The organism is Stenotrophomonas sp. YJH_SMC_82, assembly GCF_059368875.1.
The window spans coordinates 1,333,280-1,356,922 of the sequence record NZ_JCAFSE010000001.1; the positions used below are offsets into that span (position 1 = coordinate 1,333,280).

A 23,643-nucleotide genomic window follows, 5' to 3' on the forward strand; every position below is an offset into this window, starting at 1 on the left:
ATGCAGGCGCCACTGCCGCCACCGAGCTTGCCGGACACGGCCGATGTCGCCGCGCTGGCCGACTATGGTGCGCCGTTGCTGCAGGCGCTGGCGCGGCGCGAAACACCGTTGCCGCCGGGCGCGGGCGCAGGGCTGGTGGCCGCACTGGCACGCATCGCGCTGGCCCTGCAGGCCGATAACCCGGCGCAGATCCGGCAGCAGGCGGGCTGGTGGGGCCGCCTGCTGGGGCGCGATGTCGATCGCGAGGCGGAAGGACGTGCGCTGCAGTCGCAGCTGGGCGTGCTGGCCCTGCAGGCGCGCGAGCAGGCCCAGCAGCTGCAGCAGCAGCTGCAGCTGCGGGCCATGGCCATCGCCGGACATTCAGCGGCGGCCGCAGCGCTGGACGCCTGGGTCGAGCTGGCAGCGGTGCGGCTGGCGTCGCTGGATACCGCCGGCCAGGCCGCGCTGTCGCAACGGCTCTATCACCTGCGCCGGCTGGCCACGCTGCGCCGTCTCGAGGCCGGCCAGTGGCAGCTCCTGCAGGACCAGGACAACGTGCTGCTGCAACGCTTCGCGCGCATCCATGACGTCCTGTTGCCAGCCTGGCGGCAGGCCGCCGCGGCGGGCCAGGCCGCGGCCGGCGCCACATTGGCGGCGAAGGCCGCCACGCTGCACGCACAGATCGATGACGAGGTCGCGGCGGCTCAGGCTAGACTGCCTTGAGCCGGCCGCCGCTGCCGCTTACCCAACTGCAAGGAGACTGCCCGATGACCCAGGACAGCCAGACCCCCGGTGCCCTCGTGCCCGGCACGACTACCGCCGTTCCGCTCGATGAAGGCGCATTGCAGGCGCTTGGCCTGGTCCGCGAGGATCTGCCGCGCATCGCCGAGATCCGTCTGGAGCTGGATGACCTGCGCCCGGGCAACCTGCAGGTCTTCGGTCGCGAAGCGGCCACGCGCACCGCGGCGTTTTCCAGCCAGTTGCTGGACCAGGTGCGCAATCGTGACCTCGATGCCAGCGGCGAGAAACTGGGCGAAGTGGTGCGCATCGCACGCAGCCTGAAGCTGGACGGCTTCGCGCAGCGGTCGAAGGTGCCGGTGATCGGTGGCCTGATCGACCGCCTGCGCGTATCCAAGGGCGAGCTGGTGCAGAAGTTCAGCGACACCAATGCGCAGATCGAGCAGCTGCTGGGTGATGTCGGTGTGCAGCAGGCGTTGATGGGCAAGCGCGTGGGCGAGTTCGACCGCATGCATGACATCGTCCGCGAAGAACGCCATGCGCTGGGCCTGTATGCTGCGGCCGGCAAGCAGCGCCTGGCCGAACTGCAGGCCGAGCAGCAGGCCGGGCAGGGCAGTGAGGATCCGCAGCAGCGCATCCGCCAGAGCGAAGTCGACAACGCGATCCGCCTCCTCGAAAAGCGCGTGTCCGACCTGCAGCTGATGCAGCATGCGGCCGACCAGTCGCTGCCGATGATCCGCCTGATCCAGGCCAACGCGCTGCAGCTGATCGAGAAGTTCAACACGGTGCGCGAGATCACCATCCCGTCGTGGAAGCGCCAGTTCGCCATCCAGCTTTCGCTGGGTGAGCAGAAGGCCGCGGTCGAGCTGTCCACCGCCATCGACGATGCCACCAACGAGCTGATGCGCCGCAACGCCGACCTGCTGCGCCAGGCCTCGGTGGATACCGCGCGCAGCAACCAGCGCGGCGTGATCGACGTGGCGACGCTGCGCCACGTGCACGACCAGTTGATCGCCACGGTCGAGGAAGTGCGCAGCATCCATCGCGAAGGAATGCAGCAGCGGCAGCAGGCCGAAGTCGAGCTGTCGCGCCTGCGCGAAGACCTGCAGCAGCGACTGGCCACCCCGACTGCCAGCTGAAAAAAGGGGACGGAGGGGATTAAGTCGTTTGTGCCACTTGCGACTTAATCCCCTCCGTCCCCTTTTTGTTGTCAGCGCAGTTGCTGGCCCAGCCAGTCGGCCAGCGCATCCACGCGCCCATCTGCCGGTCCATCCGGTCGCGCCAGCACCCAGAAGCCACCGGTGGCGGCAAACCCCCACGGCGCGACCAGTCGCCCGGCGGCCAGGTCCTCGGCCACCAGGGGCTCGGGTGCGATCGCCGGGCCCAGCCCGGCCACCGCTGCCTCCAGCAGGTAGTACAGGTGCTCGAAGGCAGTACCCAGCTGCAGCTTCGAGGTGTCCAGATCGTGCGCTTGCGCCCACGCCGGCCATGCCTGCGGCCGTGAGCTGGTGTGCAGCAGCGTCTCCTGCAGCAGCGCCGAGGGCGGCACATGCCGCAGGCGCTGCGCGGCCGGATGCGAGGGGGCCACCACCACACCGACCCGTTCCGGCGCCAGCTCACGCACCTGCCAGCCCCGGGGCCACGGCCCCTGCGCCAGCAGCAGCACCGCGTCCAGTGCGGCCTGCGCCTCGGTGAAGCTGCCATCCAGCGCCGACCACTGCAGGCGTACGCCGGGCAGGGCAGCCTGCAGTGCGGGCAGGCGCGGAATCATCCAGCGCGCCAGCACGCTGCCGCTGCAGCCCAGCACCAGCGCCGGGGCCGCGGTCGGCCGGCGCAGTTCGCGCACGCAGTCTTCGATGCCGCTGAAGGCCTCGCTGCACGCTGCCTGCAGGCGCGTGCCCGCATCGGTCAGGCGCAGGCCGCGACCGGCCCGCTGGAACAGCGCCAGGCCGAGGTGGTCTTCCAGCAGCTTCAGCTGGCGGCTGACCGCGCCGTGGGTCACGTGCAGGTCCTGCGCGGCGCGGCCAACCCCGCCCAGGCGGGCGGTGGCCTCGAACGCGCGCAGCGCATTGAGCGGTGGCAACAGCGAACGGCTCATGTGAGATTTCCTGACGGTATATGCCAGATAATATCCATTTTCCGGTCACGACCCGTGCGCTAGAGTATCCACCTGTCTCGAACCAGCGGTCGCTTCCATGTCTGCCTCCCCCATTGCCGACTACCACGCCTTCCCGGATGCCCAGGGCCATTTCGGCCGCTACGGTGGCAGCTTCGTTGCCGAAACCCTGGTCGGCCCGCTGCAGGAACTCGCCCAGGCCTATGACCAGGCCCGCCAGGATCCGGCCTTCCAGGCCGCCTACGACCGCGACCTGGCCCACTACGTGGGCCGGCCGAGCCCGATCTACCACGCCCAGCGGCTGAGCGACCATGTCGGCGGCGCGCAGATCCTGCTCAAGCGCGAAGACCTGAACCACACCGGCGCGCACAAGATCAACAACACCATCGGCCAGGCGCTGCTGGCGGCGCGGATGGGCAAGAAGCGCATCATCGCCGAGACTGGTGCCGGCCAGCACGGCGTGGCCAGCGCCACGGTTGCCGCGCGGTTGGGCCTGGAATGCGTGGTGTACATGGGCGCCACCGACATCGAGCGGCAGAAGATCAACGTCTACCGCATGAAGCTGCTCGGCGCGACGGTGGTGCCGGTCACCTCCGGTTCGGCCACCTTGAAGGACGCGCTCAACGAAGCGATGCGCGACTGGGTGACCAATGTGCAGGACACCTTCTACATCATCGGTACGGTCGCCGGTCCGGATCCCTACCCGCGCATGGTGCGCGACTTCAACGCCATCGTCGGCCGCGAGGCACGCGAGCAGATGCTGGCCGAGTACGGCCGCCTGCCCGATGCGATCACTGCCTGCGTCGGCGGCGGCAGCAATGCCATCGGCCTGTTCCATGCCTTCCTCAACGACCGCCAGGTCGAGATCGTCGGCGCCGAGGCCGCAGGTGATGGCATCAGCACCGGTCGCCATGCTGCATCGATCGCCGCCGGTCGCCCGGGCGTGCTGCATGGCAACCGCACCTATGTACTGTGCGACGACGACGGCCAGATCATCGAGACCCATTCGGTGTCGGCCGGCCTGGACTATCCGGGCGTCGGCCCCGAACACGCATTCCTGGCCGATACCGGCCGCGCGCGCTACCTCGGCATCACCGATGACGAAGCACTGCAGGCCTTCCACCTGCTGGCGCATACCGAGGGCATCCTGCCGGCGCTGGAGTCCAGCCATGCGCTGGCGCAGGCGATCAAGCTGGCGCGTGAGCGTCCGCGTGACCAGATCGTGCTGTGCAATCTGTCCGGCCGTGGCGACAAGGATGTGCATACCATCGCCGCGCGCGAAGGGCTGGTGCTGTGAGCGCGCTGCTGCGCAACAGTGGCGTGCTGCTGCTGGCGCTGGGGTTGGCCGCGTGCCAGCCGCCGGAGCCGCCGCTGCTGGCACCGGCCGCCAAGGCCACCACGCAGCCGGCACAGCAGGCGGCCGCGAATGATGACCTCGACCCGATGGCACGTGCGCCGATCGTCGATCCGCCGTCCACGGAAGATATGGACAGCGATGGCGCGCCTGCGGTGGTCTCGGTGGCGCTGGACCATGCCGGCGAGGTGCTGATCGGCCAGCACATGGGCGATCTGAAGGCACTCGGGCCGTGGACCGCGCAAGGGGCGGTCGAAGCCATCGGCGGCAGTTGCGAGTACTACGACGGCAAGGGGCTGCCGCCCGGCGTGTCGATGATGACCGATGAAGATCGCGTCGTCCGTTTCGATCTCGGCCTGGATCCGGACAGCGGGGCGCCGACCCAGCAGCCCGGTCCGTTCGGCCTGCGTGTCGGCATGACCCGCGCCCAGGCCATGGCCCAGTTCCCGAAGCCGCCGGTATCCAGCCCGCATGCCTACGACGGTGACCAGGGCGAGTACCTCACCTGGCAGGACCCGGGTTCGGACCTGGGTATCCGCGTGGAACTGTTTGAAGGGCGGGTCACCCAGATGTACTGGGGAACCAGCGATGCGATTGAACTGATTGAAGGATGTGCCTGAAATGTCCGTATCCCGACTCGATGCCTGTTTCCAGCGTCTGCGCGAACAGCAGCGCAAGGCGCTGATCCCCTTCGTCACGGCCGGTGATCCCTCGCTGGAGGCCACCGTGCCGGTCATGCACGCACTGGTCGACGCCGGCGCCGACGTGATTGAACTGGGCGTGCCGTTCTCCGACCCGATGGCCGATGGCCCGACCATCCAGCGCAGCTCCGAGCGCGCGCTGGCGCGCGGCGCCGGCAGCCGCTACGTCCTGCAGGCCGTGGCGCAGTTCCGCGAGCGCGATGCGCAGACCCCCGTGGTGCTGATGGGCTACCTGAACCCGGTGGAGATCCACGGTTACGCGGCCTTCGCCAAGGCCGCCGTCGACGCCGGCGTGGACGGCGTGCTGCTGGTCGACCTGCCGCCGGAAGAAGCGGGCGACGCCCAGCAGACGTTCGACGCAGCCGGCCTTGCGCTGGTACTGCTGGCGTCGCCGACCACCAGCGAGGCGCGAGCCGACAAGCTGCTGGCGCTGGCCCGTGGCTATCTCTACTACGTCAGCTTTGCCGGTGTCACCGGCGCGTCCGAGCGCCTGGACAGCGATGCCGCCAGTGCCCGCCTGCAGGCGTTGCGCGCGCGTGCGTCGGTGCCGGTGGTGGCGGGCTTCGGCATCAAGGATGCCGCCAGTGCCGCGGCCATGGCCCGCCAGGCCGACGGCGTGGTGGTGGGCAGCGCGCTGGTGGCGGCGCTGGCCGAAGCGGGCTCGGCGGAAGAGGCCGCGCAGCACGCCCGGGCCTTCCTCGCCCCGCTGAGGCAGGCGCTGGACGCGTAACGGTAGTGCCGGCCGCTGGCCGGCATCCTCCTGAGGGCTCGCGTGCAAGGGCTGCCGGCCAGCGGCCGGCACTACCCATCGGTCTGCACGCAAGGGCTGCCGGCCAGCGGCAGGCACCGCCCCAGCACCTAAACGTACGTCCCAGCATGGTTTTTTCCGGCTGCCCCGTGTCTGGCAAGGGGGTGCACGGGCGGGGAAAGCGGAGCTAGACTGTCCGCCTTTGCGGCCCCCGGGCCGCCCTGAACGGAAGTGTCCTCCCGCATGAGTTGGCTCAGCAAGTTGATGCCGTCCGGCATCCGCACCGACAACACCCCCAGCAAGAAGCGCAGTGTCCCCGAGGGCCTGTGGGAAAAGTGCAGCAACTGCGGCAGCGCGTTGTACCGTCCGGAACTGGAAGAGAACCTGGAAGTCTGCCCGAAGTGCGGCCATCACATGGCGATCCGTGCGCGTGCGCGCCTGGCTGCCCTGTTCGATGCCGACAGCACCACCGAGATCGGTGCGCGCCTGGGGCCGACCGACCTGCTCAAGTTCAAGGACCAGAAGAAGTACAGCGAGCGCATCAAGATCGCGCAGAAGAACACCGGCGAGTACGACGCGCTGATCGCCATGCGCGGCCTGCTCAAGGGCCGTGCGCTGGTGGCATCGTCGTTCGACTTCGCCTTCATGGGCGGCTCGATGGGCTCGGTGGTCGGCGAGCGTTTCGCACTGGCCGCGGAAACCGCGGTCGAGATCGGTGCGCCCTACGTGTGCTTCTCGCAGAGCGGTGGCGCCCGCATGCAGGAAGGCCTGTTCTCGCTGATGCAGATGGCCAAGACCTCGGCCGCGCTGGGCAAGCTGCGTGAAGCCGGCCTGCCGTACATCTCGGTGCTGACCCATCCGACCACCGGCGGCGTGTCGGCTTCCTTCGCGATGCTGGGTGACATCAACATCGCCGAGCCGCAGGCGCTGATCGGCTTCGCCGGCCCGCGCGTGATCGAGCAGACCGTGCGCGAGAAGCTGCCGGAAGGCTTCCAGCGCTCGGAATTCCTGCTGGAGCACGGCGCTATCGACCAGATCTGCGACCGTCGCAAAATGCGCGACCGCCTGTCCGATCTGCTGGCAATGCTGGGCCGTCAGCCGGCGCCGGAGGTGGCTTGATGGGAGGCCGCAAGTACTTCGGTACTGATGGCATCCGTGGACGGGTCGGCCAGGGCGTGATCTCGGCCGACTTCGTGCTGCGCCTGGGCAACGCCCTGGGCCGTGTCCTGGTCGACCAGCGCGGCCAGGACGGGCGCCGGCCGATCGTGGTGATCGGCAAGGACACCCGCATCTCCGGTTACATGTTCGAAGCGGCACTGGAAGCCGGCCTGGTCGCCGCCGGTGCGGACGTGCAGCTGCTGGGGCCGATGCCGACCCCGGCGGTGGCGTTCCTGACCCGTACGCTTGGCGTGGACGCTGGCATCGTCATCAGCGCCTCGCACAACCCGCACTACGACAACGGCATCAAGTTCTTCTCCGCCCAGGGCGAGAAGCTCGACGATGCCACCGAGCTGGCCCTGGAAGCGGCGCTGGACATCCCGTTCACCACCGCCGAATCGGAAAAGCTGGGCAAGGCGTCGCGTGCGCGCGAAGCGGTCGGCCGCTACATCGAGTTCTGCAAGGCCAGCGTGCCGCGCGCGTTCGACCTGCGTGGCGTGCGCCTGGTGCTGGACTGCGCGCACGGCGCCACCTACCAGATCGCGCCGCTGCTGTTCCGTGAACTGGGCGCCGAGGTGATCGGCATTGGTGCCGAGCCCAACGGCGTCAACATCAACGCCGGCGTGGGTTCCACCCACATCGACAACCTGGCGGCCAAGGTCCGCGAAACCCGCGCCGATCTCGGCATCGCCTTCGATGGGGATGGCGACCGCGTGCTGATGGCCGACGACCAGGGCAACCCGGTCGACGGCGATGACCTGCTGTATATCCTGGCCCGTGCATGGAAAGCCGAAGGCCGCCTGCGCGGCCCGGTGGTCGGCACGCTGATGAGCAACTACGGCGTCGAGAAGGCATTTGCCGACCTGCAGATTCCGTTCGTGCGCAGCAATGTCGGCGATCGCTACGTGCACCAGGCGCTGATGGAAGGCGGCGGCGTGCTCGGCGGTGAAGCCTCCGGCCACCTGCTGTGCCTGGATCGGGCCACCACCGGCGACGGCATCGTCAGCGCGCTGCAGGTGCTGGTGGCATTGCGCAACAGCGGGCAGACCCTGCGCCAGGCGCTGGAAGGACTGGTGCGGGTGCCGCAGAAGACGGTCAACGTGCGGTTGGGCAATGTCTCGGCCAAGGCCACGGTGCAGGCCGGCAGCGTGCAGGCCGCGCTGGCTGTCGCGCAGCAGTCGGTGGCCGGCCGTGGCCGTGCGTTCCTGCGCCCGTCCGGTACCGAGCCGGTGGTGCGGGTCACGGTCGAAGCCGATGATGCGACGCTGATGCAGGACACGCTGGATCGACTGTCCGCGGCGGTACGTGAAGCCGCCGCCTGAGGCCGCTGCACATCTGCCCAACGAAAACGCCCCGGAATGCCGGGGCGTTTTCGTTGAAGGGGCAGGGCGGTGGGTTGCCTACGGCCCCGGCACCATCTTCTTCTGGCGTGCCTTGAAGCCATTGAACAGCGGTGCGATCAGCGGGTTGTAGCTCTGTGCGATGCGTTTTCGCAGCCAGCTGGCCGGGCGGTTGCGGATCGCGAAACGATAGATGCGCTCCGGGTCGCCGCCCACCACATTGCGTCCGAACGGGTGGGTGGTATGCAGGTAGCGGAAGCCGTGCTCGCGCGCCACCTCGATGTGGTCCTGGTCGAAATCGCCGTAGGGCCAGCACAGCGTATCGGACACCTCGCCAAGCTTGTCCTGCAGGACGTCGCGCGAGACTGCCAGGTCGTGGCTCAGGCCGGCACGGCGCTGTGCGCGGTCCAGGTCGTCGCGGCGCAGCCAGCGGGTGTGGGTATGGGTGTGGCAATGCACTTCGAAGGTGCCGGCGGCGATGGCCGCGCGCGCTTCGCTCCAGCGCATCATCACGTCGTCGCTGCGGTTCTGCTCGTAGATCGCCGCTTCGCAGCCGCGATGGTCCGGCGTGGCAGGCAACGTTGCCCCGGCAAGCCCGGCGTGGGGCCGCTCCGGGCCTTCGCCCATCCAGCCGGTGACCACGAACACCACCGCGTGCATGCCGTACTTCTGCAGGATCGGGTGCGCATACACCCAGTTGTCCAGGTAGCCATCGTCGAAGGTGATCACGATCGACTTGCGCGGCACCGGCTTGCCGGCCAGGAAGCCGGCGTACTGGTCCAGTGTCAGCGACGTCCAGCCGTTGCCGGCCAGCCACGCGATCTGGCTTTCGAAATTCTCCGGTGACACGGTGATCATGCCCGGCGACGGACTGACGTGGTGGTGCATCAGCACCGGTACGGTTCGGGCATCAGCCATGTCCCAGCTCCTTCAGCCACTGGTGGTAATAGTGTTCGGTGGTCTCACCGTGGCCGTCGGGAGTGAACCGGTGCGCGCTGCGCATCCAGTCCCACCCGGCGCGGCCCATCTGCCGCCGCCGTTCCGGATCGTCCACCAGCAGGCGCAGGGCGCCTGTCAGGGCTGCATTGTCGCCCAGCCGGGTGAGGATCGCATTGCTGCCATCCACCACCATCTCCGGCACGCCACCCACCCGCGTGGCCACGATCGGCACCCCGACATAGGCGGCCTCCAGGAAGACGGTACCGGCCGCTTCCTTGTGCGATGCCAGCGCGAAGATGTCGAAGCCAGCCATCAGCCGGCATGCGCCATCGCGATAGCCGAGCAGATGGACCTGCTGCTGCAGCCCGTGCTCGTCGCGCAGCGCCTGCAGCCGGTCCATGACCGGCTGGCCATCGCCGACCACCACCAGGTGCAGGTTCGGGTGCGTCTTGCACAGCGGCACCATCGCCTGCAGCAGGTCGGCATGACCCTTGGGTTCGCGCAGCACCGCCACGCAACCGACCACGATGTCCTGTTCGCCGAAGCCGAGTTCGGCGCGCACGTCCGCGCGTACCTCCTGCAGGCATTGCCAGGGGTCGTCCTTGCGGATTTCGCTCCAGCGCGGCGGGACCGCGATGGGCGGCACGATACCGATGTGTTCGGCCGGAATGCCGCGCGCGGCCAGCAACTGCTTGACGAAGCTGCTGACGGTCAGCACCCGGTGCGGCAGGCCGGTATAGGTCAGCAGCGAGTTGACCGGGCTCATCAGGTGGCGCGAGCGCACCACCAGCGGCGTGCCGCCCAGGCGTGCACCGGCGGCGGCGATCAGTGCGTCACGGCGGCTGGTGGTGTTGACCACGTCATAGCGTTCGCGGCGCACCAGGCGCGAGACCGACCAGATGCCGCGCAGCAGGCGCAGCAGGCCACCCATGCGCAGGGTATGCACGGTGAAACCATCATCGCGTGCCAGCTGGGCCAGTCGCGCTTCGGGCTGGCACAGCAGCGCCACCTCGTGGCCACGCGCGCGCATCACCTGCATGTGGCGGAAGATGTAGATCTCCTGCCCGCCCATTCCCTTGGCGGCTTCAGTGTGCAGGATGCGCAGCGGACGGTTCATGCAGGATCGATCCTTGAGGGTCAGCGGTTGCGGAAGCGGGTCAGCGCTTCCCATGCAGTGCGTACGGCGGCCGCATCGGGCGCCTGCTGTGGCAGCGGCCGGTAGCGCAGGTCCAGGGCGGTGGCGTTGCCGAACTTGTCGAACACATAGATGGCATCGCCATGGCGCACCGCGCGCTGCGACCAGCTTTCGACCACCAGCGCACGCGTGCCCTGCGGCTCGGCCAGCAGGTCCTGGCCGGTGCTGTAATCGGCCAGTGCGTTCTCGCAACCCAGTGCGTGGCGCATCAGTGTCGGCACCCAGTCTTCGTGCGAGCTGGTGCGTGCGTCGTGGCCAGCGGCCTTGCCCGGCCAATGCAGCACGAACGGGACCTGCAGCTGATAGTCGGAGAAGTTGCCGTTGTGGCCCCAGTAGTTCAGCTTGAGGTCGTTGAACTCTTCGGCATGGTCACCGGTGACCAGCACGATGGTGTCCTCGGCCAGGCCCTGTGCGCGCAGGTCGTCCAGCAGCGAGCCGATCAGGCTGTCGGCATAGTGCACGGCGGTGCGGTAGCGGTTGAGTTCCGGCGTCGGGTCATGCTCCGGGCCGAATTTGAGGAAATCGATATCGGCGGCCATCGGTGTGGCCACCGCCGGATAGCCCTCGGGCATGTGGTAGGGCGCATGGGTGGAGTCGAGGAACACGAAGCCGAACCACGGGCGCTGCGCGGCCTGGCTGGCGCGGATGTCCTGCTGCAGCGCACTGATGATCGCGCGGTCGCGGCCGTCTGACTTCAGCGCTGCCGGCCCCTGGTGCAGCTGGTCGCGGACATCGGCGAACACCGTGCGATCGAACTCCGGGCTGTACAACGGCGCACTGCCGTACAGGTGCAGGTCGTAGCCCTGCTGGCCCAGCACCTGGAACAGCTGCGAGCCACGCTGCTCGTCAAGCATGCTCGGCCAATAGCCGCCGGGCAGGCCGTAGAGCAGTCCGAACAGGCCGTAGCGGGTGGCATTGCCGGTGCTGAAATGGTGGTCGAAGACGCGCGCATCCTGCGCCAGCGTCGACGTGTTGGGCATCAGCTGCGGTGTCAGCACATCGTGGCGCAGCGACTCCAGTACCACCATCAGTACGTTGGGACGATGTGGGCTCTGGCAGCGCAGCGGATGCAGCGGGTACAGCAGCTGCGCATGGCGCGGGTCGGGCAGGCCGGCGTGCTGTTGGCTGACCACGCCCAGGCGCCGCATGAAGCTCTTGGCCGTGATCGGCTGCGCCCACGGCAGGTAGTTCCACTGCGCGATCACATCACGGTCGCCGCGGGCGTCGTAGTAGGCCGTGGCGACCTGGCCGCCGGCCATCAGCAGCGCGACCACCGCCCAGGCCTGCAGCACCCGTCGACGGCGCGGCGCGGCCGGCAGCAGTTTCCAGCACGCCCAAGCCAGCAGGCCCTCGGCGGTGAAGACCGCGGCAACCAGCAGGCCGACCTGCAGCCAGGTCTTCCAGGACAGGGCAACCTGGTCCTGCAGGGCGCCGCCGAACACCATGTTCACGACCATGGCATTGAGGTGGAAGCGGTACAGGGTGAAGACCTTGGCGTCGACCAGCAGCAGGCACAGCCACAGGCCCTGCAGCACGGCCGCGCTGATGCTCAGCGCACGCGCGCTGCGTGGCCACAGGCCCAGCAGCAGCGGCAGCAGGCCGGCCAGCGCACCGAACGCGAGCAGGTGGCCGGGCAGGGCGACCGCCAGATAGGCCAGGCCGGCGCCGCCGCCCGGATTGTCACGCAGCGGTACATTGCCCAGCGCAATCGCCGCGGCCAGTACCGCATTGCCGACGATGAACAGCGACCACCAGGCCAGCCGCCGCCAGCGCCGGGCGGAACCTTCAATGGCAGGGGCGGCAGGGGCAGCTGCGGGCATGGTGGGGCAGGTTCAGGGGGTGCAGGAGAGGGGCGGGGCCAACGTGACGGAAGCGTTGCTCCGCGCGCGGGTCGCGCATTGTATCGGTTTGTTTCCGTGTATCGAGTGGCGTCCCCCGGGCGATCTGTCACAATGTTCAGGCGGGCCATGAATGCGTTGGCCCCCTCAGACCCAACGACAAGCCAGGAACCGCTGTGAGCCAGATCCCCACCCTCGACATCACCCGTTTCGACAGCGACCGCGAGGCCTTCGTGGCCGAGCTGGGCGCGGCCTACCGCCAATGGGGATTCGCGGGCATCCGTAACCACGGCATCCCGCAGGCCGACATCGACGCGGCCTACGATGCCTTCAAGGCTTTCTTCGCCCTGCCGGAAGAGGTCAAGCGCAAGTACCACGTGGCCGGCAGCGGCGGCGCCCGCGGCTACACCCCGTTCGGCGTGGAAACCGCCAAGGGCTCCAAGCATTTCGACCTGAAGGAGTTCTGGCACATCGGCCGCGAGATCGCCGACGATTCCAAGTACCGGGACGTGATGGCGCCGAACCTGTGGCCGGCCGAGGTCGAAGGTTTCCGTGAGCGCGGTTACGGCCTGTATCAGGCGCTGGACAACCTGGGGTCGCGCGTGTTGTCCGCGTTGGCCCTGCACATTGGCCTGCCGGAAGACTTCTTCGCCGACAAGACCAACTTCGGCAACTCGATCCTGCGCCCGATCCACTACCCGCCGATCACCACTGACGACATCCCGAACGTGCGTGCCGGTGCCCATGGCGACATCAACTTCATCACCCTGCTGGTCGGCGCCAGTGCCGCAGGCCTGGAAGTGCAGTCGCATGACGGCGAGTGGGTGCCATTTACGTCAGATGCGGACACGATCGTGGTCAACATCGGCGACATGCTGCAGCGCCTGACCAACCACGTGTATCCGTCGACCATCCACCGCGTGGTCAACCCCCCGGGTGACCTGGCGCGCCAGCCGCGCTACTCGGTGCCGTTCTTCCTGCACCCGAACCCGGACTTCCTGATCGACGTGCTGCCCTCGTGCATCACCCCGGAGAACCCGAGCCGGTATCCGGAGGCGATCACCGCCCACGGCTTCCTCGAGGAACGCCTGCGCGAGATCAAGCTGAAGTAAGGAAAAGTGAGGCCGCCGAAAGGCGGCCTTTTCTTTGCAGGGTTGCACCCTGCACCCGCGGTAGTGCCGGCCGCTGGCCGGCAAGTCCAAAGCCAAAGCGGCTCTGGGGTGTTCCGTGGGGAGGCGGGGAGGTGTCGGATGGCGGGGACGCCGTAAACCCATCCCTGGGGGCTTGGCCGCGGCATCCATGCCGCGCACACCCCGCCATCCGACACCTCCCCGCCTTCGACAGTTTCCCGGTGACGGTTGGTGGGTGTCGACCTTGCTCGACACGGTAGATCCACGCCATGCGTGGATGAGATCTGTCAGATCGAAGTGGGGCAGGGCACGTGGTATGCCGCTTTTGCTCTTGCTCTTCTTTTTTCTTTCCGTGGCGGGCGGAACCGCCGGAATGTGTCGGAGGCCGGGCGGGTGGGGATGACGGGGGTGTCCGCGGCATGGATGCCGCGGCCAAGCCCCCACGGACGGGTTTACGGCGTCCCCCGCCATCCCCACCCGCCCGGCCAAGCCCACCAATCCAACCGGGCTTTCCGCGACCAACCCAAACAAACTCCCGCCACGAGGGGCTGCGCCGTTGGCTGAAAATCCATGTAACCGCTTACAAGGAAACGGATTTTTGCCGCAACGGGTATCATGACCGGCTGACTTCACACAGGAGCCACCCGCTCATGCGCCGCAAGATCGTCGCTGGAAACTGGAAGCTGCATGGCAGCCGTCAATTCGCCAATGAACTGCTGGGGCAGGTGGCCGCCGGGCTGCCGCTGGAGGGGGTGGACGTGGTGATCCTGCCGCCGCTGCCGTACCTGGGCGAGCTGGTCGAGGACTTCGGCGAGACCGGCCTGGCCTTCGGCGCGCAGGACGTGAGCAGCAACGAGAAGGGCGCCTATACCGGCGAGGTCTGCGCGGCCATGCTGGTCGAGGTCGGGGCCCGCTATGGCCTGGTCGGCCATTCCGAGCGCCGCCAGTATCACCATGAAAGCAGCGAGCTGGTCGCGCGCAAGTTCGCCGCCGCCCAGCATGCCGGCCTGGTGCCGGTGCTGTGCGTGGGCGAGACCCTGGAGCAGCGCGAGGCCGGGCAGACCGAAGCGGTCATCGCCAGCCAGCTGGCGCCGGTGCTGGAGCTGGTCGGTGCGGCCGGCTTTGCCAAGGCCGTGGTCGCCTACGAGCCGGTCTGGGCCATCGGTACCGGCCGTACCGCTACAAAGGAGCAGGCACAGCAGGTGCACGCGTTCATCCGTGGCGAAGTTGCGCGCTTCGATGCTAGAATTGCTGATTCACTGCCCATTGTTTACGGCGGTAGCGTGAAGCCCGACAATGCCGGGGAACTGTTCGCGCAGCCGGATGTCGATGGTGGGCTGGTCGGCGGCGCCTCCCTGGTGGCCGCGGACTTCCTGGCCATCGCACGGGCGGCGGCCGCGAACTAATCCTAGAAGTATTGTCCGAGGGCGGTTTCCAATGCTGATGTTGATCCTCAATGTCGTCTACGTGCTGGTCGCTGTGGCCATGATCGCGCTGATCCTGATGCAGCGTGGCTCGGGTGCGGCGGCGGGTTCGGGCTTTGGCGCCGGCGCCTCGGGTACGGTGTTCGGTGCGCGTGGCGCCTCGAACTTCCTGTCCAAGTCGACCAAGTGGCTGGCCGTCGTGTTCTTCGGCATCAGTCTCTTCATGGCCTGGTATGCCGGTCACGGCACCCGTCCGGCGGCCGACCAGGACCTGGGCCTGATGTCCGCCCCGGCGGCCAGCGCGCCGGCTGCTCCGGCGGGCGAACTGCCGGCCGTTCCGAAGGCCGATCCGGTCCCGGCCGCCCCGGTTCCGGCGGCGAATGTGCCGGCTCAGGCGGAATCTTCGGTTTCTGGTGAAGAAAAGCCTTCGGAAGGCTCCCAGAAACACTGAAGCCGGTTACAATACGCGGCGCATCGGGAAGATAGTCTGATGTGATCGTTTGCCCAGGTGGCGGAATTGGTAGACGCACTACCTTGAGGTGGTAGCGACGCAAGTCGTAGGGGTTCGAGTCCCCTCTTGGGCACCATTTGTAAGTAAAGCGGGTTCGTCTGGCGCGCAAGGCGCCAGGCAGGTTCCCGTCCACTCCCCCATGCCAAAGCGCCTGCAGGCGCGGCGGCAGAGGCAAGAGAGAATCGCTGTGCTGGCCGAATATTTGCCTTCTCTGCTGTTTCTGATCGTTGCCACCGGTATCGGCATTACGCTGATGCTGGTTGGTCGATTCCTCGGTCCCCGCCGCCCCGATCTGGAAAAGCTGTCGCCGTACGAGTGCGGCTTCGAGGCCTTCGAAGACGCGCGCATGAAGTTCGACGTGCGCTACTACCTGATCGCGATCCAGTTCATCGTCTTCGACCTGGAAATCATCTTCATCGTGCCGTGGACCCAGGTCTTCATGGAGCTGGGCGCCCGTTCGCTCATCACCATGGGCCTGTTCGTCGGCATGCTGTTCCTCGGTTTCATTTACGTCTGGAAGAAGGGAGCGCTGGAATGGGAGTGATTCAGACTCTCGATGGCCTCATGAACAACCCGTCGCCGGAAGGCCGGGTTGATGACATCCTGCGGCCGGAAGGCGACAACCCGCTGCTGGAAAAGGGCTTCGTCACCACCAGCGTCGACGCACTGCTGAACTGGGCGCGCACCGGCTCGATGTGGCCGATGACCTTCGGCCTGGCCTGCTGCGCGGTCGAGATGATGCACGCCGGCGCCGCGCGCCTGGACCTTGACCGTTACGGCGTGGTGTTCCGCCCGTCGCCGCGTCAGTCCGACGTGATGATCGTGGCCGGTACCCTGGTCAACAAGATGGCCCCGGCGCTGCGCAAGGTCTACGACCAGATGCCGGACCCGAAGTGGGTCATCTCGATGGGTAGCTGCGCCAACGGCGGTGGCTATTACCACTACTCCTATTCTGTCGTGCGCGGCTGTGATCGCGTGGTGCCGGTGGACGTCTACGTCCCGGGCTGCCCGCCGACCGCCGAGGCGCTGGTGTACGGGATCCTGCAGCTGCAGAAGAAGATCTGGCGTACACAGACCATCGCCCGCTGACCCCTTCACCTGACAAGAGCGCGCCAAGCCCCCATGGCAGAGCAAGCATCCTTCATCGACCGACTCTCCGCACGTTTCGCTGGTGCGAAGGTCATCGTGGTCGAACCCCGCGGCGAAGTGACGCTGGAAGTGCCTGCCGCCGAGTGGCACGCCACCGCCCTGGCGCTGCGTGACGAGTTTGGTTTCGAGCAGGCCGTGGATCTGTGCGGCGTCGACTACCTCGGTTATGGCTCCGACGAATGGGACACCGCCGACGTGTCCTCGCAGGGCTTCAGCCGTGGCGTCGAAGGCAAGGCCCAGGGCCGCTTCGCGTGGGGCGAGTTCCCCACCGAGGAAAACGGTGCCGACGGTGCCCGCCCGCAGCACATGCCGACCCAGCGTTTCGCCGTGGTCGCCCAGCTGCGCTCGTACCAGCACAACCTGATGATGCACCTGCGCTGCTTCGCCCCTGACGAAGCGCTGCCGGTGGTGTCCTCGCTGACCAGCGTGTGGCCGGGCCTGAACTGGTTCGAGCGTGAAGCGTTCGACCTGTACGGCGTGATCTTCGAAGGCCACCCGGACCTGCGCCGGATCCTGACCGACTACGGTTTCGTCGGCCATCCGTTCCGCAAGGACTTCCCGCTGATCGGCAATGTCGAAGTCCGCTACGACGAAGAAAAGAAGCGCGTGATCTACGAACCGGTCACCTCGGTGGAGCCGCGTGTCGGCGTGCCGCGCGTGATCCGTGACGACGCCCGTCTGCAGACCGCAGCCGGTGAGCGCGCGCAGGAGGCAGTGAAGTGAGCCACGTACACCAGGCCGGCGAAGCGTTCGCCAGCAACGCCGCCGAAAGCCGGCAGGAAATCCGCAACTACACCATGAACTTCGGCCCGCAGCATCCGGCCGCTCACGGTGTGCTGCGCCTGATCCTGGAAATGGACGGCGAAACCATCATGCGTGCCGACCCGCACGTGGGTCTGCTGCACCGTGGCACCGAGAAGCTGGCCGAGTCCAAGCCGTTCAACCAGTCGATCGGCTACATGGATCGCCTCGACTACGTGTCGATGATGTGCAACGAGCACGCCTACGTGCGCGCGATCGAGACCCTGATGGGCATCGAGGCGCCGGAGCGTGCGCAGTACATCCGCACCATGTACGACGAGATCACCCGCATCCTCAACCACCTGATGTGGCTGGGCTCCAACGCGCTCGACCTGGGTGCGATGGCCGTGATGCTGTATGCCTTCCGTGAGCGCGAAGAGCTGATGGACTGCTATGAAGCGGTCTCCGGCGCGCGCATGCACGCGGCGTACTACCGCCCGGGCGGTGTCTACCGCGACCTGCCGGACCACATGCCGAAGTACAAGGAATCGCGCTGGCACAAGGGCAAGGCGCTGAAGCAGCTCAATGCTTCGCGCGAAGGCTCGCTGCTGGACTTCCTGGAGAACTTCACCGTCGAGTTCCCCAAGCGCGTCGACGAATACGAAACCCTGCTGACCGACAACCGCATCTGGAAGCAGCGTACCGTCGGCATCGGCGTGGTCACTCCGGAACTGGCACACCAGTGGGGCATGACCGGCGTGATGCTGCGTGGCTCTGGCGTGGCCTGGGACCTGCGCAAGAAGCGCCCGTACGCCAAGTACGATGCTGTCGATTTCGACATCCCGCTGGGCAAGGAAGGCGACTGCTACGACCGCTACCTGGTCCGCGTCGCCGAAATGCGCGAATCCAACCGCATCATCAAGCAGTGCGTGGCGTGGCTGAAGGCCAACCCCGGCCCGGTCATGGTCAAGAACTTCAAGGTCGCTCCGCCCAAGCGCGAGGACATGAAGGACGACATGGAAGCGCTGATCCACCACTTCAAGCTGTTCAGCGAAGGCTATTGCGTACCGGCGGGTGAAACCTATGCGGCCGTGGAAGCGCCCAAGGGCGAATTCGGCTGCTACCTGGTCTCCGATGGCGCCAACAAGCCCTTCCGCGTGCACCTGCGCGCACCGGGCTTCGCCCACCTGTCCTCGATCGATTCGATCGTGCGCGGCCACATGCTGGCCGACGTGGTGGCGATGATCGGTACCTATGACCTGGTGTTCGGCGAGGTTGACCGGTAATGCCGTCCGCCACGCCAACGCCCGCTGCAGGCAGCCGGCGCAAGCCGGCGCCGCAGTTTCTGGAATTTCACGTTATGCATTTCGCTGAGGTCGGCCGATGAAGGCGACAGGTAATTTCGAGGCGGCGCGCGACGTCGACCCGATGGTGGTGCTGAGCGACAAGACCCGCGCTCACATCGATCACTGGCTGTCCAAGTTCCCGCCGGACCGCAAGCGCTCTGCCGTGCTGCAGGGCCTGCATGCGGCCCAGGAGCAGAACCAGGGCTGGCTGACCGACGAGCTGATCGCCGCCGTCGCCAAGTACCTCGACCTGCCGCCGGTGTGGGCCTACGAGGTCGCCAGCTTCTACTCGATGTTCGAGACCGAGAAGGTGGGCCGCAACAACGTGGCCATCTGCACCAACATCAGCTGCTGGCTCAATGGCGCCGAGGACATCGTCCGCCATTGCGAGAAGAAGCTGGGCATCAAGCACGGTGAATCGACCCCGGACGGCCGCGTCTACCTCAAGCGCGAGGAAGAGTGCCTGGCCGGTTGTGGCGGCGCGCCGATGATGGTCATCAACGGTCACTACCATGAGCGTCTGACCCTGGAAAAGGTCGACGAGCTGCTGGACGGGCTGGAGTAAGGGCATGGCACATCACCACGAATCCAAGGGTCCGGTCGGCCCCGCGCCGCTGCCGCACCAGGTGGTCTACACCACCCTGCATTACGACACCCCGTGGTCGTACGAAAGCTACCTGAAGACCGGTGGCTACGCCGCCCTGCGCAAGATCCTCGAAGAGAAGATCCCGCCGGAGCAGGTCATCGAGATGGTCAAGGCCTCGGGCCTGCGCGGCCGCGGTGGCGCAGGCTTCCCGACCGGCCTGAAGTGGTCCTTCATGCCCAAGGGCAACATGCAGAAGTACATCCTCTGCAACTCGGACGAATCCGAGCCGGGCACCTGCAAGGACCGCGACATCCTGCGCTACAACCCGCATTCGGTGGTGGAAGGCATGGCGATCGCCTGCTACGCCACCGGTTCGACCGTGGGTTACAACTACCTGCGCGGTGAGTTCCACCACGAGCCGTTCGAGCACTTCGAGCAGGCCCTGGCCGACGCCTATGCGAACGGCTGGCTGGGCAAGAACATCCTCGGCAGCGGCGTGGACATCGACATCTACGGTGCGCTGGGCGCCGGCGCCTACATCTGCGGCGAAGAAACCGCGCTGATGGAATCGCTGGAAGGCAAGAAGGGCCAGCCGCGCTACAAGCCGCCGTTCCCGGCCAATTTCGGCCTGTATGGCAAGCCGTCGACGATCAACAACACCGAAACCTACGGTTCGGTGCCGGCGATCATCCGCAACGGTCCGGAGTGGTTCAAGGGCCTGAGCCTGACCGCCAACGGCGGTCCGAAGTGCTTCTCGGTGTCCGGCTGCGTGCAGAACGGCGGCAACTTCGAAGTGCCGCTCGGCACCAAATTCCACGACCTGCTGGAAATGGCCGGTGGCCTGCGTCCGGGCCGCACGCTGAAGGGCGCGATCCCGGGCGGCGTGTCGATGCCGGTGCTGACCGCGGCCGAGCTGGAGGACCTGCCGATGGACTACGACACCATCCGTGCACTGGGCTCCGGCCTGGGTTCGGGCGCGATCGTGGTGCTCGACGACAGCGTCTGCTGCGTCAAGTTCGCCTGCCGCATCAGCCAGTTCTTCCACAAGGAATCCTGCGGCCAGTGCACCCCGTGCCGTGAAGGTACCGGCTGGATGCACCGCGTGCTGGAGCGCATCGTCGCCGGCAAGGCCACGATGGAAGACCTGCACCAGCTGAAGGCGGTGGCCGGGCAGATCGAAGGCCACACCATCTGTGCGTTCGGTGAAGCGGCTGCATGGCCCATCCAGGGCTTCCTGCGCCAGTTCTGGGACGAATTCGAGTACTACATCGTCAACGGTCATTCGATGGTTGACGGCAAGAAGGTGGAGGCAGCCGCCGCATGAGCGCGCAACCCGTAAACCCGAACGTGCCACCGGATCACGTGACCATCGAGATCGATGGCAAGTCGCTGGTCGTGCCCAAGGGTTCGATGATCATCCAGGCGGCCGACAAGGCCGGTATTCCGATTCCGCGCTTCTGCTACCACGAGAAGCTGCCGATCGCCGCCAACTGCCGCATGTGCCTGGTGGACGTGGAGAAGTCGCCGAAGCCGGCGCCGGCCTGCGCCACCCCGGTGATGGACGGCATGAAGGTCGCCACCCGTAGCGAGAAGGCACTGAAGTTCCAGCGCTCGGTGATGGAGTTCCTGCTCATCAACCACCCGCTGGACTGCCCGATCTGCGATCAGGGCGGCGAGTGCGAGCTGCAGGACGTGTCGCTGGGCTATGGCCGTTCGGTCAGCCGCTTCAACGAGCGCAAGCGCGTGGTGCCGGACGAGGACATGGGCCCGCTGGTCGCTACCGAGATGACCCGCTGCATCCAGTGCACCCGCTGCGTCCGCTTCACCGCCGACGTTGCCGGTACCTACGAACTGGGTGGCATGTACCGCGGTGAGAACCTGCAGATCGGTACCTTTGACGGCAAGCCGCTGACCACCGAGCTGTCCGGCAACGTCGTCGACGTCTGCCCGGTCGGCGCGCTGACCAACAAGGTGTTCCAGTTCCGCGCCCGTCCGTGGGAACTGACCGCGCGCGAATCGCTGGGCTACCACGACGCGATGGGTTCGAACCTGTTCCTGCACGTGCGTCGCGGTGAAGTGCTGCGCACCGTGCCGCGCGACAACGAAGCCGTGAACGAGTGCTGGCTGTCCGACCGTGACCGCTACTCGCACCAGGGCCTGTACAGCGAAGACCGTGCGGTCAAGCCGCTGCGCAAGGTCAATGGCGAGTGGAAGGAAGTGAGCTGGGCCGAAGGCCTGGCCGCGGCCGCCGAGATCCTCAAGGCGAACCAGGGCGACAACCTGGGCGTGCTGGTGCACCCGTCCACCTCCAACGAGGAAGGCGCGTTGCTGGCCCGCCTGGCCAAGGGCCTGGGCACGGGCAACATCGACCACCGCATCAACAACCGCGATTTCTCCGACGCCGCAACCGCCGAAGTGTTCGGCCTGCCGCTGGCCGAAATCGAAGGCGCTGACCGCATCGTCGTTCTGGGCAGCAACATCCGCCACGAACTGCCGCTGCTGCACGCCCGCCTGCGCAAGGCGCAGACCACCAAGGGCGCGAAGATCCATGTCGTCAACCCGGTGGACTTCGACTTCGCCTTCAGCATCGCCGGCAAGCAGATCGTCGCACCGTCCAAGTTCGTCGACGCGCTGGCCAACGCCGAGCTGCGTTCGGCAGTGCAGGGCGGCAACAACACCGTGCTGATCGTCGGTGGCATCGCCGAAAACCACCCGCGGGCTGCCGCGATCCGCGCTGCTGCGCGTGAGTTCGCCGCCGCCACCGGTGCCAAGCTGTGCCGCATCCCGCAGGGCGCCAACGCCGTTGGCCTGACCCGCGCCGGTGTGCTGCCGGCCGGCAGGGACGTCGCCGCGATGCTGGCGCAGCCGCGCCAGGCCTATGTGGTGTACGGCCTTGAGCCGGGCCTGGACTTCGCCGATGCACCTGCCGCGCGCAAGGCGCTGGCCGGTGCCCAGGTGGTGGCTTTCAGCCAGTTCGCCTGTGCCTCGACCCGCGACGTCGCCGACGTGATCCTGCCGATCGGTGCGCTGCCGGAAATCGACGCCACCCTGACCAACCTTGATGGTCGCGAGCAGTCGGCCCGTGCCGGCGGCAAGCTGCCGGGCGAGGCCCGTGAAGGCTGGCGCGTGCTGCGCGCCCTGGGCGGCGAGCTGGCCGTGGCCGGTTTCGACTTCACCGACCTGGCCGGCCTGCGCGCCAGCCTGGCCCCGGTATCGGTCACCGTTGCCGCTTCGGCGCAGCCGGTGGTTGCCGGCGAAGGCCTGGAAGTGGCTTCGACCGCCGCGATCTACCGCACCGATGCGGTGGTCCGTCGCGCCCCGGCGCTGCAGTCGCATCCGCTCAACAACGCCCCGCGCATCGTGCTGAACGCTGAAGATGCCGCTCGCCTGCAGCTGCAGGAAGGGCAGATGGCCAAGGTCGGCACCGATGCCGGCAAGGCCACCCTGCCGGTGGTGGTCGACGCCCGCGTCGCTGCGGGTTCGGTCTGGATTGAATCGGGCCACGGCGCGACCGCGCCGCTGGGTGCCGCTCGCGTATCGGTGGTGGCTGCATGAACGAATTGCTGTTGAACGCGGTCGACCCGCTGCACCAGTGGCTGCTGGGCCTCGGTGACATCGGCGCGCTGATCTGGATCATCCTGAAGATCCTGGTGATCGCCGTTCCGGTGATCATCTCGGTGGCCTTCTACGTGGTCTGGGAACGCAAGCTGATCGGCTGGATGCACGTCCGCCACGGCCCGATGTACGTGGGCATGGGCATCTTCCAGGCCTTCGCCGACGTCTTCAAGCTGCTGTTCAAGGAAGTGGTTCAGCCGAGCAGCGCCAACAAGGCGATCTATCTGCTGGCCCCGCTGATCACCCTGGCCCCGGCCTTCGCGGCCTGGTCGGTGGTGCCCTTCGATTCGCAGATCGTGCTGTCCAACGCCAACGCCGGCCTGCTGTACCTGCTGGCGATGACCTCGCTGGGCATCTACGGCATCATCCTGGCCGGTTGGGCGTCCAACTCGAAGTATGCGTTCCTGGGGGCGATGCGCGCCTCGGCGCAGATGATCAGCTACGAAATCGCCATGGGCTTCGCCCTGGTCGGCGTGATGATCGCCTCGGGCAGCCTGAACCTGAGCAACATCGTGATGGCGCAGGCCGGCAGTTCCGGCTTCTTCGACTGGTTCCTGCTGCCGCTGTTCCCGCTGTTCGTCATCTACTGGGTCTCGGGCGTGGCTGAAACCAACCGCGCGCCGTTCGACGTGGTGGAAGGCGAATCGGAAATCGTCGCCGGCCACATGGTCGAATACTCCGGCGGTGCCTTCGCCCTGTTCTTCCTGGCCGAATACGCGAACATGATCCTGATCAGCTTCCTGATCTCGATCTTCTTCCTCGGGGGCTGGCTGAGCCCGGTCCAGGGCTGGGTCAACTTCGGCGATGTCTCGCCGCTGGTCGACTGGATCTGGAAGGGGGGCGCGCCGTGGCTGTTCGTCAAGGTGTTCTTCTTCGCCAGTGCCTACATCTGGTTCCGTGCCAGCTTCCCGCGCTTCCGCTACGACCAGATCATGCGCCTGGGCTGGAAGGTCTTCATCCCGCTGGCCATTCTGTGGATCGCGGTTACCGCCGTCATGGTGTTCTTCGGCGTGATTCAAAAGGGCGTCTAAAGTG

22 protein-coding genes and 1 tRNA gene are annotated in these 23,643 nt (G+C 67.1%); 19 read left to right on the forward strand and 4 right to left on the reverse strand.

From position 1 onward, the window contains the following. Complete coding sequence (locus AC5P53_RS05880) at positions 1 to 702, forward strand: hypothetical protein (protein WP_232017584.1); 702 nt, start codon at positions 1 to 3, stop codon at positions 700 to 702. A 44-nt stretch (positions 703 to 746) separates the two neighbouring features. After that, the gene (locus AC5P53_RS05885; protein ID WP_014647882.1) at positions 747 to 1,856 is read left to right on the forward strand and encodes a toxic anion resistance protein; all 1,110 of its coding nucleotides are present in this window, start codon (positions 747 to 749) and stop codon (positions 1,854 to 1,856) included. 71 nt (positions 1,857 to 1,927) lie between these two features. Here the strand turns inward: AC5P53_RS05885 and AC5P53_RS05890 are convergent, their stop codons facing one another. Continuing rightward, the gene (locus AC5P53_RS05890) at positions 1,928 to 2,815 is read right to left on the reverse strand and encodes a LysR substrate-binding domain-containing protein (RefSeq protein ID WP_241887542.1); all 888 of its coding nucleotides are present in this window, start codon (positions 2,813 to 2,815) and stop codon (positions 1,928 to 1,930) included. A gap of 97 nt (positions 2,816 to 2,912) precedes the next feature. Between AC5P53_RS05890 and trpB the strand changes: the two genes are divergently transcribed. The 5 genes from trpB (at position 2,913) to glmM (ending at position 8,116) form a co-directional block, all read left to right on the forward strand. After that, on the forward strand, positions 2,913 to 4,130 hold the full coding sequence (gene trpB, locus AC5P53_RS05895) for a tryptophan synthase subunit beta (protein ID WP_032957499.1): 1,218 nt from the start codon (positions 2,913 to 2,915) through the stop codon (positions 4,128 to 4,130). After that, positions 4,127 to 4,807, forward strand: a complete 681-nt coding sequence (locus AC5P53_RS05900) for a hypothetical protein (RefSeq protein ID WP_049407824.1) — start codon at positions 4,127 to 4,129, stop codon at positions 4,805 to 4,807. Before trpB ends, AC5P53_RS05900 begins: the two co-directional genes overlap by 4 nt. A 1-nt stretch (position 4,808) precedes the next feature. Further along, a complete protein-coding gene (gene trpA, locus AC5P53_RS05905; RefSeq protein WP_241887541.1) occupies positions 4,809 to 5,618 on the forward strand; it encodes a tryptophan synthase subunit alpha in 810 nt (269 codons plus the stop codon). A gap of 261 nt (positions 5,619 to 5,879) precedes the next feature. Then, a complete protein-coding gene (gene accD / locus AC5P53_RS05910; RefSeq protein WP_241887540.1) occupies positions 5,880 to 6,755 on the forward strand; it encodes an acetyl-CoA carboxylase, carboxyltransferase subunit beta in 876 nt (291 codons plus the stop codon). Beyond that, positions 6,755 to 8,116, forward strand: a complete 1,362-nt coding sequence (glmM, locus tag AC5P53_RS05915; RefSeq protein WP_014647877.1) for a phosphoglucosamine mutase — start codon at positions 6,755 to 6,757, stop codon at positions 8,114 to 8,116. The genes accD and glmM overlap by 1 nt, the downstream gene beginning before the upstream one ends. 78 nt (positions 8,117 to 8,194) lie before the next feature. Here the strand turns inward: glmM and AC5P53_RS05920 are convergent, their stop codons facing one another. The 3 genes from AC5P53_RS05920 to AC5P53_RS05930 are packed head-to-tail and all read right to left on the reverse strand — an operon-like array spanning position 8,195 to position 12,088. Next, positions 8,195 to 9,052, reverse strand: a complete 858-nt coding sequence (locus AC5P53_RS05920) for a polysaccharide deacetylase family protein (protein ID WP_049407821.1) — start codon at positions 9,050 to 9,052, stop codon at positions 8,195 to 8,197. Next, positions 9,045 to 10,190 carry a glycosyltransferase family 4 protein gene (locus AC5P53_RS05925; RefSeq protein WP_014647875.1) on the reverse strand — a complete coding sequence of 382 codons (1,146 nt, stop codon included), beginning with the start codon at positions 10,188 to 10,190 and terminating at the stop codon, positions 9,045 to 9,047. The genes AC5P53_RS05920 and AC5P53_RS05925 overlap by 8 nt, the downstream gene beginning before the upstream one ends. Positions 10,191 to 10,210: 20 nt before the next feature. After that, entirely contained in the window at positions 10,211 to 12,088 is a 1,878-nt protein-coding gene (locus AC5P53_RS05930; RefSeq protein ID WP_241887539.1) for a DUF3413 domain-containing protein, read from the reverse strand. 194 nt (positions 12,089 to 12,282) lie between these two features. Between AC5P53_RS05930 and AC5P53_RS05935 the strand changes: the two genes are divergently transcribed. The 12 genes from AC5P53_RS05935 (at position 12,283) to nuoH (ending at position 23,639) form a co-directional block, all read left to right on the forward strand. Next, the gene (locus AC5P53_RS05935; RefSeq protein ID WP_032956201.1) at positions 12,283 to 13,218 is read left to right on the forward strand and encodes an isopenicillin N synthase family dioxygenase; all 936 of its coding nucleotides are present in this window, start codon (positions 12,283 to 12,285) and stop codon (positions 13,216 to 13,218) included. 668 nt (positions 13,219 to 13,886) lie between these two features. Then, positions 13,887 to 14,642, forward strand: coding sequence for a triose-phosphate isomerase (gene tpiA / locus AC5P53_RS05940; RefSeq protein WP_053495921.1), 756 nt, complete (start codon positions 13,887 to 13,889; stop codon positions 14,640 to 14,642). A gap of 31 nt (positions 14,643 to 14,673) precedes the next feature. After that, positions 14,674 to 15,111 carry a preprotein translocase subunit SecG gene (gene secG, locus AC5P53_RS05945; RefSeq protein WP_014647871.1) on the forward strand — a complete coding sequence of 146 codons (438 nt, stop codon included), beginning with the start codon at positions 14,674 to 14,676 and terminating at the stop codon, positions 15,109 to 15,111. Between the two features lie 51 nt (positions 15,112 to 15,162). Further along, positions 15,163 to 15,247: transfer RNA gene (locus AC5P53_RS05950), tRNA-Leu, on the forward strand. Positions 15,248 to 15,358: 111 nt separating this feature from the next. Beyond that, entirely contained in the window at positions 15,359 to 15,715 is a 357-nt protein-coding gene (locus AC5P53_RS05955; RefSeq protein WP_008265012.1) for an NADH-quinone oxidoreductase subunit A, read from the forward strand. Further along, on the forward strand, positions 15,706 to 16,260 hold the full coding sequence (locus tag AC5P53_RS05960; protein ID WP_005417936.1) for a NuoB/complex I 20 kDa subunit family protein: 555 nt from the start codon (positions 15,706 to 15,708) through the stop codon (positions 16,258 to 16,260). Before AC5P53_RS05955 ends, AC5P53_RS05960 begins: the two co-directional genes overlap by 10 nt. 33 nt (positions 16,261 to 16,293) lie before the next feature. Next, on the forward strand, positions 16,294 to 17,043 hold the full coding sequence (locus tag AC5P53_RS05965; RefSeq protein WP_014647869.1) for an NADH-quinone oxidoreductase subunit C: 750 nt from the start codon (positions 16,294 to 16,296) through the stop codon (positions 17,041 to 17,043). Continuing rightward, on the forward strand, positions 17,040 to 18,347 hold the full coding sequence (locus AC5P53_RS05970; RefSeq protein ID WP_014647868.1) for an NADH-quinone oxidoreductase subunit D: 1,308 nt from the start codon (positions 17,040 to 17,042) through the stop codon (positions 18,345 to 18,347). Before AC5P53_RS05965 ends, AC5P53_RS05970 begins: the two co-directional genes overlap by 4 nt. Before the next feature lie 97 nt (positions 18,348 to 18,444). Continuing rightward, positions 18,445 to 18,972, forward strand: a complete 528-nt coding sequence (gene nuoE / locus AC5P53_RS05975) for an NADH-quinone oxidoreductase subunit NuoE (protein WP_014647867.1) — start codon at positions 18,445 to 18,447, stop codon at positions 18,970 to 18,972. Between the two features lie 4 nt (positions 18,973 to 18,976). Further along, positions 18,977 to 20,317 (forward strand): NADH-quinone oxidoreductase subunit NuoF, encoded by a 1,341-nt coding sequence (nuoF, locus tag AC5P53_RS05980; protein ID WP_014647866.1) that lies wholly within the window; start codon positions 18,977 to 18,979, stop codon positions 20,315 to 20,317. Beyond that, complete coding sequence (gene nuoG, locus AC5P53_RS05985) at positions 20,314 to 22,548, forward strand: NADH-quinone oxidoreductase subunit NuoG (protein WP_241887690.1); 2,235 nt, start codon at positions 20,314 to 20,316, stop codon at positions 22,546 to 22,548. Before nuoF ends, nuoG begins: the two co-directional genes overlap by 4 nt. Continuing rightward, positions 22,545 to 23,639, forward strand: a complete 1,095-nt coding sequence (nuoH, locus tag AC5P53_RS05990; RefSeq protein ID WP_014037948.1) for an NADH-quinone oxidoreductase subunit NuoH — start codon at positions 22,545 to 22,547, stop codon at positions 23,637 to 23,639. Before nuoG ends, nuoH begins: the two co-directional genes overlap by 4 nt. The last annotated feature ends 4 nt before the right edge of the window (positions 23,640 to 23,643 follow it).

Bases quoted from the DNA above. Each gene is read 5' to 3' on its own strand.
- AC5P53_RS05880 (WP_232017584.1), top strand. From the start codon at position 1: ATGCAGGCGCCACTGCCGCCACCGAGCTTGCCGGACACGGCCGATGTC.
- AC5P53_RS05885 (WP_014647882.1), top strand. From the start codon at position 747: ATGACCCAGGACAGCCAGACCCCCGGTGCCCTCGTGCCCGGCACGACT.
- AC5P53_RS05890 (WP_241887542.1), bottom strand. From the start codon at position 2,815: ATGAGCCGTTCGCTGTTGCCACCGCTCAATGCGCTGCGCGCGTTCGAG.
- trpB (WP_032957499.1), top strand. From the start codon at position 2,913: ATGTCTGCCTCCCCCATTGCCGACTACCACGCCTTCCCGGATGCCCAG.
- trpA (WP_241887541.1), top strand. From the start codon at position 4,809: ATGTCCGTATCCCGACTCGATGCCTGTTTCCAGCGTCTGCGCGAACAG.
- accD (WP_241887540.1), top strand. From the start codon at position 5,880: ATGAGTTGGCTCAGCAAGTTGATGCCGTCCGGCATCCGCACCGACAAC.
- glmM (WP_014647877.1), top strand. From the start codon at position 6,755: ATGGGAGGCCGCAAGTACTTCGGTACTGATGGCATCCGTGGACGGGTC.
- AC5P53_RS05920 (WP_049407821.1), bottom strand. From the start codon at position 9,052: ATGGCTGATGCCCGAACCGTACCGGTGCTGATGCACCACCACGTCAGT.
- AC5P53_RS05925 (WP_014647875.1), bottom strand. From the start codon at position 10,190: ATGAACCGTCCGCTGCGCATCCTGCACACTGAAGCCGCCAAGGGAATG.
- AC5P53_RS05930 (WP_241887539.1), bottom strand. From the start codon at position 12,088: ATGCCCGCAGCTGCCCCTGCCGCCCCTGCCATTGAAGGTTCCGCCCGG.
- tpiA (WP_053495921.1), top strand. From the start codon at position 13,887: ATGCGCCGCAAGATCGTCGCTGGAAACTGGAAGCTGCATGGCAGCCGT.
- secG (WP_014647871.1), top strand. From the start codon at position 14,674: ATGCTGATGTTGATCCTCAATGTCGTCTACGTGCTGGTCGCTGTGGCC.
- AC5P53_RS05960 (WP_005417936.1), top strand. From the start codon at position 15,706: ATGGGAGTGATTCAGACTCTCGATGGCCTCATGAACAACCCGTCGCCG.
- AC5P53_RS05965 (WP_014647869.1), top strand. From the start codon at position 16,294: ATGGCAGAGCAAGCATCCTTCATCGACCGACTCTCCGCACGTTTCGCT.
- nuoE (WP_014647867.1), top strand. From the start codon at position 18,445: ATGAAGGCGACAGGTAATTTCGAGGCGGCGCGCGACGTCGACCCGATG.
- nuoF (WP_014647866.1), top strand. From the start codon at position 18,977: ATGGCACATCACCACGAATCCAAGGGTCCGGTCGGCCCCGCGCCGCTG.
- nuoG (WP_241887690.1), top strand. From the start codon at position 20,314: ATGAGCGCGCAACCCGTAAACCCGAACGTGCCACCGGATCACGTGACC.
- nuoH (WP_014037948.1), top strand. From the start codon at position 22,545: ATGAACGAATTGCTGTTGAACGCGGTCGACCCGCTGCACCAGTGGCTG.